The organism is Xanthomonas sp. WCS2018Noco2-27, from assembly GCF_031843525.1.
Classification (GTDB): Bacteria; Pseudomonadota; Gammaproteobacteria; order Xanthomonadales; family Xanthomonadaceae; genus Xanthomonas.
This window is the reverse complement of the sequence record NZ_JAVTIK010000009.1, coordinates 193,842-201,007: the sequence shown is the minus strand read 5'-3', so window position 1 is coordinate 201,007 and position 7,166 is coordinate 193,842. Positions and strand designations below refer to the sequence as shown.

Here is a 7,166-nt window from a genome sequence, read left to right as displayed (position 1 = left end):
GCGGCCGTCGCGGTCGGCCCAGGCCACCGGGGTGCCCAGGCTGTCGAGCGACGGTGTGGAGGTCGTCATCCGCATTGCACCAATTTAGTGCAAACAGCATCGGCGTGCGCGAATGGCGCGCCGAATGCAGCCTGCATCGAAGCATCTGAGGCCGGGTAGCAGTGGAATGCACCGACCAGGCGCGCATCCGCGCCGACAGTGACGGGCGTGAGGCTGGTCATGCAGGCACCTCGGCAATGGATCCGCGCCGGCAGCGGCCGCGGTAGAAACCGACCCGGCGCGGGCAGCGCCGGCCGGGTCGTTGCGCCACCCGCGGAGATCTCGCCGCGGGTGTGCATGCTCAGGACTCGTATGCGGCTTCGCCGTGCGAGGTGATGTCCAGCCCCTCGCGCTCGGCTTCTTCGGTGACACGCAGGCCGAAGACCAGCTTGGCGACCAGGAATCCGACCACCGACACCACGCCGATCCACACCACGGTGATGCCCACGCCCAGGGCCTGGATACCGACCTGATGCAGCATGTCGTAATCGCCGCCCTTCTGGCCGCCCAGCGAGGCCGCCGAGAACACGCCGGTCAGGATGGCGCCGATGATGCCGCCCAGGCCATGTACGCCGAATACGTCCAGGCTGTCGTCGGCACCCAGCAGGCGCTTCAGACCGGTGACGCCCCACACGCACAGCACGCCGGCCGCCAGGCCGATCACGATGGCGCCGAACGGACCCACGGTGCCGCAGGCCGGGGTGATGCCGACCAAACCGGCGACCATGCCCGAGGCCACACCCAGGGCGGACGATTTGCCCTTGATGATCTTCTCGGTGAGCGACCAGCCCAGGATGGCGGCCGCGGTGGCCAGCAAGGTGTTGAGGAAGGCCAGCGCCGCACCGGCATTGGCTTCCAGGTTGGAGCCGGCATTGAAGCCGAACCAGCCCACCCACAGTAGCGAGGCGCCGACGAAGGTCAGGGTCACGTTGTGCGGCTTGATCGCCTCACGCCCCAACCCGGCGCGCTTGCCGACGAAGTAGGCACCCACCAGACCGGCGATACCGGCATTGATGTGCACCACGGTGCCGCCGGCAAAATCCAGCGCGCCCAGCCCGAACAGATAGCCACCGGTCGCCCAGACCATGTGCGCCAGCGGCAGATAGCCGAAGGTGAACCAGATCACCGAGAACAGCAGCACCGCAGCGAACTTGGCGCGTTCGGCAAAGGCGCCGACGATCAGCGCGCCGGTGATGCCGGCAAAGGTCGCCTGGAACCCGATAAACACGTATTCCGGCAGGCTCACACCCTTGGTGAAGGTGGCCGACAGGCTCTCGATGGTCACGCCCTTGAGCAGCGCCTTGTCCAGATTGCCGATCCACGGGCCTTCGCCGGAAAACGCCAGGCTGTAGCCGTAGAGCACCCACAGGATGGTCAGCAGCGAGAACACCGTTGCGACCTGGATCAGCACCGACAACACGTTCTTGGCGCGCACCATGCCGCCGTAGAACAACGCCAGGCCCGGCACCACCATCAGCAACACCAGCAGCGTGGAGGTCAGCATCCAGGCGACGTCGCCCTTGTCGACCACCGGCGCGACTTCGGCGGCAGCGGCCGGCGCGGCGGCCGGCTGCGCAGACGGCAGCGGTTCGGTGGTGACCGGTTCGGTCGGCAACGGGGTGACCTGCGGGGTGGATTGCGCCTGGGCGCTGCCCATGCCGCTCACCACCAGCGCGCTGAACAGCATCAGCATGCACACGCTGTAGAACCGGGCTTTCCACCCGGCAAAAAGAGCTGTCTTCATACGACCTCCAGAGGTGGGGGACTCAGAGCGCATCGGCGCCGATTTCGCCGGTGCGGATCCGCACCACTTGCTCGATCGCAGTCACAAAGATCTTGCCGTCGCCGATCTTGCCGGTGCCGGCCGCGTTCTGGATCGCCTCGACCACAGCGTCCAGCCGATCGTCGGTCACCACCGTCTCGATCTTGATCTTGGGCAAAAAGTCCACGACGTACTCGGCGCCGCGATACAGCTCGGTGTGGCCTTTCTGACGCCCGAAGCCCTTGACCTCGGTGACGGTGATACCCGACACGCCAGCGGCGGACAGGGCCTCGCGGACCTCGTCGAGCTTGAACGGCCGGATGATGGCGGTGATCAATTTCATGCGCATACCCCGAAAGGTGGAAGGAACCGGCCGGCATTGCGCCGCCCGGCGGTGTCAGTCACCTGGATGCCAACCCCGGCATCCAATCGTTCGCGGATCGCGCAGACCCCGACGGATGCCATGCATCCGCCTCGTGGGAGAGGTCAGGCCCGCGCGCCGCGAACTGTGTGCTCTCTCGTACCCCTCGACTCCATGGCGGTGCCAGGGAGCCATCGAACATGTGCGGCGATGGCGGAGGTGGGAGGGGGGGCCTCCGCCATCACCGCGGTGGAACTCAGTTGCCGTAGTACAGCTGGTATTCCAGCGGATGCGTTGCCGCACGGAACTTGGTGACTTCCTGCATCTTCAGCGCGATGTAGCCGTCGATGAAGTCGTCGCTCATCACGCCACCGGCCTTGAGGAACTCGCGATCCTTGTCCAGCGCTTCCAGTGCCTGGTCCAGGCTGGAGCAGACCTGCGGGATCAGCTTCTCTTCTTCCGGCGGCAGGTCGTACAGATCCTTATCGCTCGGAGCGCCCGGGTCGATCTGGTTCTTGATGCCGTCCAGGCCGGCCATCATCAGCGCGGTAAAGGTCAGGTAGCCGGACTGCAACGGATCGGGGAAGCGCATTTCGATACGGCGCGCCTTGGGGTTGGTGACCCACGGAATGCGGCACGAGGCCGAGCGGTTCCGCGCCGAATAGGCCAGCATCACCGGCGCTTCGTAACCCGGTACGAGACGCTTGTAGCTGTTGGTGCCGGAGTTGGCGAATGCATTGATCGCACGGGCGTGCTTGAAGATGCCGCCGATGTACCACAGCGCCATCTGCGACAGGCCGCCGTAGCCGTCGCCGGCGAACAGGTTGGTGCCGCCCTTGGTCAGCGACTGGTGCACGTGCATGCCGGAGCCGTTGTCGCCGACGATCGGCTTGGGCATGAAGGTGGCGGTCTTGCCGTTGCGGTAGGCGACGTTTTTGATGATGTACTTCATCGTCAGCAGTTCGTCGGCCTTTTGCACCAGCGAGCTGAACTTGGTGCCGATCTCGCACTGGCCGGCGGTGGCCACTTCGTGATGGTGCACTTCGGTTTCGATACCGACCTGTTCCAGCGTCTTGATCATTTCCGCGCGCAGGTCGTGCAGGGTGTCAGTCGGCGGTACCGGGAAGTAGCCACCCTTCACGCCCGGACGATAGCCGCTGTTGCCGCCGTCGTACTTGGCGCCGGTGTTCCAGGCGGCCTCTTCGGAACCCACCTGGAAGAAGGTGTGGCCCATGTCGTTGGCGAAGCGGACCGAATCGAAGATGAAGAATTCCGGCTCAGGGCCGAAGAAGGCCTGGTCGGCGGTGCCGGAGGACTTCAGGTAGGCCTCGGCGCGCTTTGCGATGCCGCGCGGGTCGCGCTCATAGCTCTGCATGGTGGCCGGATCGAGGATGTCGCAGGTCAGCACGATGGTCGGATCGGCGAAGAACGGATCCAGATACGCGGTGCCGGCGTCGGGCAGCAACACCATGTCCGACTCGTTGATGCCCTTCCAACCCGCGATCGAGCTGCCATCGAACATCTTGCCTTCTTCGAACAACGCCGGCTCGATGATGTTGGCCGGAAAGGTGATGTGCTGCTGTACACCACGCATATCGACGAAGCGCAGGTCGACAAACTCGACCTTGTTGTCCTTGATCAGCTTTTCAACGTTTTCCACGGACATCGGAAGAAACCTCGGATTGGAGTGAAGTGGATCGTGGGCGGTACTACAGCAGGGACCATGCCAAACCACCGACGTTCACAAGTCGTTGATTTTGCTTGCATCACTTGAGACCGCTACACACGCGATAGCACCTTATTGGTGCTATCTGCATTGATGGTGCACCGATATGGTGCATGTCGCAATGCACTATCCTGACGCCTCCCCCAATCCTCCCCTCCCGTCCGATGTCCGATCTGATTTCCGCCCTGCTCTTGGGCATTCTCGAAGGCTTGACCGAATTTCTGCCGATCTCCAGCACCGGCCACCTGTTGATCGCCGAACAATGGCTCGGACGCCGTTCTGACTTTTTCAATATCGTCATCCAGGCCGGCGCGATCCTGGCCATCTGCCTGGCGTTGCGGCAGAAGCTGTGGAGCCTGGCCACCGGGCTGGGCGAGCGTGCCAACCGCGACTATGTGCTCAAGATCGGCGTGGCCTTCATGGTCACTGCCGTGGTCGGGTTGATCGTACGCAAGGCCGGTTGGCAGTTGCCGGAAACCGTGCATCCGGTGGCTTGGGCGCTGCTGATCGGCGGCCTGTGGATGCTGGTGGCCGAGCACTTTGCCGGCAAGTTGCCGGAACGCGACGTGGTGACCTGGAAAGTCGCCATCGCCGTGGGCCTGGCGCAGGTGGTGGCCGGCGTGTTCCCCGGCACCTCGCGCTCGGCCTCGGCGATCTTCCTGGCCATGTTGCTGGGCCTGAGCAAGCGCTCGGCGGCAGCGGATTTCGTGTTCATGGTCGGCATCCCGACCATGTTCGCGGCCAGCGGTTACGCCTTGCTGGAGATGTACAAGGAAGGCGGGTTCGGCAGCGAGAACTGGACCGACGTGTCAGTGGCCTTCGTGGCAGCGACCATCACCGGTTTTGTGGTGGTGAAGTGGCTGCTGGGCTACATCAAGAAGCATCGCTTCACGGTGTTTGCGGTGTACCGCATCGTGCTCGGCGCGGCCCTGCTGTTGTGGTTGCCGGCCGCGGCCTGAGCCGACAAGCGCGCAGGCCCTGCCCGTCGCCGATTGTTACCGGCCTGCCACCGGCGGTCGGCAGCAGTTGTCGCTGGCGCCCCGTCCAAGCCGCCCTGCCGGCGGCGGGCGGCGATCACTCGTCAAGGCAACTGACGGCGCGTTTGTGCAGACGCGCATCGGCGGCACGTTGCCGGGCAGTGACGCCGGTCATTGCCCTGGCCGCACGCTGGCGGTATCACTGAGGCCTTGACCACCGGGAGCCGCCGATGCGTGCCGTGTTCTTTGCCCCAGCCCTGCTGGCGGCAGGCGTGACGGCCTGCGGCTCGGGCGCGACCCCCGCTGTGCCCGGCGCCGACGGTTCCGGATCGGGCGCGACTGCGGCTTCGACCGCAGCGACAACCCCCGTCAGCGACAACGCGCCGTTACGGGCCGCCCTGCAGGCACAACACTGGCAGCTGCAGCAGGCCAGCGATGCGCACGGCACCGCCCTGCGCAGCCTGTTTGTGGCCGGTAGCGCGCCGCTGCAGCTGGATTTCGGCGATCAACGCATCCAGGTCAGCCAGACCTGCAACGCGCTGAGCGCTACTTACAGCGTGGCCGCGGCGCAGCTGCAGATCGGCCGGGTGGTATCGAGCAAACGTCTGTGCGCGCAGCCGCAAAAGATGACGCAGGAACGCGCTGCCAGCGAGCTGTTGTCCGGCCGTTTTGCGGTGGCGCTGGACACGGCGCAAGCCGCACCACGGCTGACCCTGACCCGCAGCGACGGCACCCGCCTGTTGTTCGCCGGCGCGCCCACGGCAGATACCCGCTACGGCGGGCCCGGGCAGACGCTGTTGATCGAAGTGGCGGCCGATACGGTGCCATGCGCCTCCGACCCGTCGCGCGCCTGCCTGCAGCTGCGCGAGCGCGCCGATGGACAGCCTGCGACCGCGTCCTGGCAAACCTTCGACGGCACGATCGAAGGCTTCGAACACGAAGCCGGCATCCGCACCCTGCTGCGCGTCACCCGCTATCCGGCTGCGGCCGGGACGGACGGTGCACCGGTGTATGTGCTGGATCAGATGATTGAGGCGAGCGGCTAGCGCTGGGAATCGGGAATCGGGAATCGTCGCGCGTTGCACGATTGGTGATGTGATTGGCGCATCGGCAGCGTTGACGCGCTCTGCGCTGCAACGCGAGTGACGGTTGGCTAGCTGGGTGCCGTCACAGCAGCGGCCCGGTCATCGTCGCCTGGTGCAGACGCTATGCCGGATTCGCTTTTTGGCTTCCGCGTCGCACGGCATCAAGACCAGGTCGTCGGCACCCCGGCTCGCCGCGAAGAACTTACGGGTTGAGCACATCCGCGCGTACCACGCGCGTGTGGGGATCGGATTCCGTCCAGGATGATGATCAGCCGCCAGTCAACGCATGCATCAGATCAATGCGCGCAGTTGTTGCGCTTGACGGGCGTCTACGCACCTCTTTCGGGAGCGCTCTGCTAGACGGAAGTCGATCTTTGCGCGCTTCCATGCTTGCCTTGAGCAGCCGCACGTCGGCCGGATCGCCCGGACACAACGTGCGGATGCGGCGCTTGCAGCTTTCTTGATCGTCGGTACCGCCATGACCGCGCAGCCTGGCGGCCATGCGGTCGTGTCGATCTGCGCTCAGCGCAGCGACGGGTTCAGCGTGTAAGTGCCGTGCAGCGCCGCTTCGGCCAGGACGTGACCCTGGATGGCCGACAGCACATCGGCTGCAGTGAAGGTGGCGGGCAGGCTGAGCGTGGCCACATCCAGCGCGAACACGCGGAAGAAATAGCGGTGCAGGCGCAGGTCGTTGAACGGCGGATACGGGCCGTCATAGCCCAGATAGTCGCCGGCCATGTCGGGGTTGCCGGCAAACCATTGGGTATAGGAGTTCAGGCCCTGGCGTGCGCCAGCCGGGCCGGCCGGCTGCTGCTTACCCTTGGCCACAAAGCCGTCGCTGCAGCTGCCTGCCGCGATCTCGTGCACGTCGGCGGGAATATCGGCCATCGCCCAATGCACGAAATCGGCGCGAGGCTGCTCGACCGGGATCTGCACATCCTCGCGCCCCACCGTTTCCGGCACCGTCGGCACATCCGGGTCCAGACACAGCAGCGCGAACGAACGCGTCCCTGGCGGAACATCGCTCCAGGCCAGGTGCGGGTTGCGGTTGGGCGCGAAGCCGTCCGGTGTGCCGGCGGCAAATTCCACCGCGATGGGCTTACCGTTTTCGATGCTGTTGCTGGTCAGACGCATGCAAAGTCTCCGTGGATCGAAGCCCTCAGCCTGCCTGGATTGGCACGGCAGCGGAAGCGGTCGCGATGGAACCTTGTGTGGC

7 protein-coding genes are annotated in these 7,166 nt (G+C 65.3%); 2 read left to right on the top strand and 5 right to left on the bottom strand.

Features of this window, described 5'->3' with window-relative positions:
- Positions 1–340 precede the first annotated feature (340 nt).
- From RQH86_RS15635 to glnA, 3 genes are all read right to left on the bottom strand, one after another.
- On the bottom strand, positions 341–1,783 hold the full coding sequence (locus RQH86_RS15635) for an ammonium transporter (RefSeq protein ID WP_311240681.1): 1,443 nt from the start codon (positions 1,781–1,783) through the stop codon (positions 341–343).
- A 22-nt stretch (positions 1,784–1,805) separates the two neighbouring features.
- Positions 1,806–2,144, bottom strand: a complete 339-nt coding sequence (locus tag RQH86_RS15630) for a P-II family nitrogen regulator (RefSeq protein ID WP_002808480.1) — start codon at positions 2,142–2,144, stop codon at positions 1,806–1,808.
- Between the two features lie 274 nt (positions 2,145–2,418).
- Positions 2,419–3,828, bottom strand: a complete 1,410-nt coding sequence (glnA, locus tag RQH86_RS15625) for a type I glutamate--ammonia ligase (RefSeq protein WP_055853753.1) — start codon at positions 3,826–3,828, stop codon at positions 2,419–2,421.
- A 224-nt stretch (positions 3,829–4,052) separates the two neighbouring features.
- Between glnA and RQH86_RS15620 the strand changes: the two genes are divergently transcribed.
- Together RQH86_RS15620 and RQH86_RS15615 are read left to right on the top strand one after the other, a co-directional pair.
- Positions 4,053–4,847, top strand: coding sequence for an undecaprenyl-diphosphate phosphatase (locus tag RQH86_RS15620; RefSeq protein ID WP_311240680.1), 795 nt, complete (start codon positions 4,053–4,055; stop codon positions 4,845–4,847).
- Between the two features lie 248 nt (positions 4,848–5,095).
- The gene (locus RQH86_RS15615) at positions 5,096–5,911 is read left to right on the top strand and encodes an META and DUF4377 domain-containing protein (RefSeq protein WP_311240679.1); all 816 of its coding nucleotides are present in this window, start codon (positions 5,096–5,098) and stop codon (positions 5,909–5,911) included.
- A 307-nt stretch (positions 5,912–6,218) separates the two neighbouring features.
- Here RQH86_RS15615 and RQH86_RS15610 read toward each other — a convergent pair whose 3' ends face one another.
- Entirely contained in the window at positions 6,219–6,452 is a 234-nt protein-coding gene (locus RQH86_RS15610; protein WP_311240678.1) for a hypothetical protein, read from the bottom strand.
- A gap of 20 nt (positions 6,453–6,472) precedes the next feature.
- Positions 6,473–7,084, bottom strand: a complete 612-nt coding sequence (locus RQH86_RS15605; protein WP_055853760.1) for a YbhB/YbcL family Raf kinase inhibitor-like protein — start codon at positions 7,082–7,084, stop codon at positions 6,473–6,475.
- Positions 7,085–7,166 lie beyond the last annotated feature (82 nt).

Bases quoted from the DNA above. Each gene is read 5' to 3' on its own strand.
- RQH86_RS15635 (WP_311240681.1), bottom strand. From the start codon at position 1,783: ATGAAGACAGCTCTTTTTGCCGGGTGGAAAGCCCGGTTCTACAGCGTG.
- RQH86_RS15630 (WP_002808480.1), bottom strand. From the start codon at position 2,144: ATGAAATTGATCACCGCCATCATCCGGCCGTTCAAGCTCGACGAGGTC.
- glnA (WP_055853753.1), bottom strand. From the start codon at position 3,828: ATGTCCGTGGAAAACGTTGAAAAGCTGATCAAGGACAACAAGGTCGAG.
- RQH86_RS15620 (WP_311240680.1), top strand. From the start codon at position 4,053: ATGTCCGATCTGATTTCCGCCCTGCTCTTGGGCATTCTCGAAGGCTTG.
- RQH86_RS15615 (WP_311240679.1), top strand. From the start codon at position 5,096: ATGCGTGCCGTGTTCTTTGCCCCAGCCCTGCTGGCGGCAGGCGTGACG.
- RQH86_RS15610 (WP_311240678.1), bottom strand. From the start codon at position 6,452: ATGGCCGCCAGGCTGCGCGGTCATGGCGGTACCGACGATCAAGAAAGC.
- RQH86_RS15605 (WP_055853760.1), bottom strand. From the start codon at position 7,084: ATGCGTCTGACCAGCAACAGCATCGAAAACGGTAAGCCCATCGCGGTG.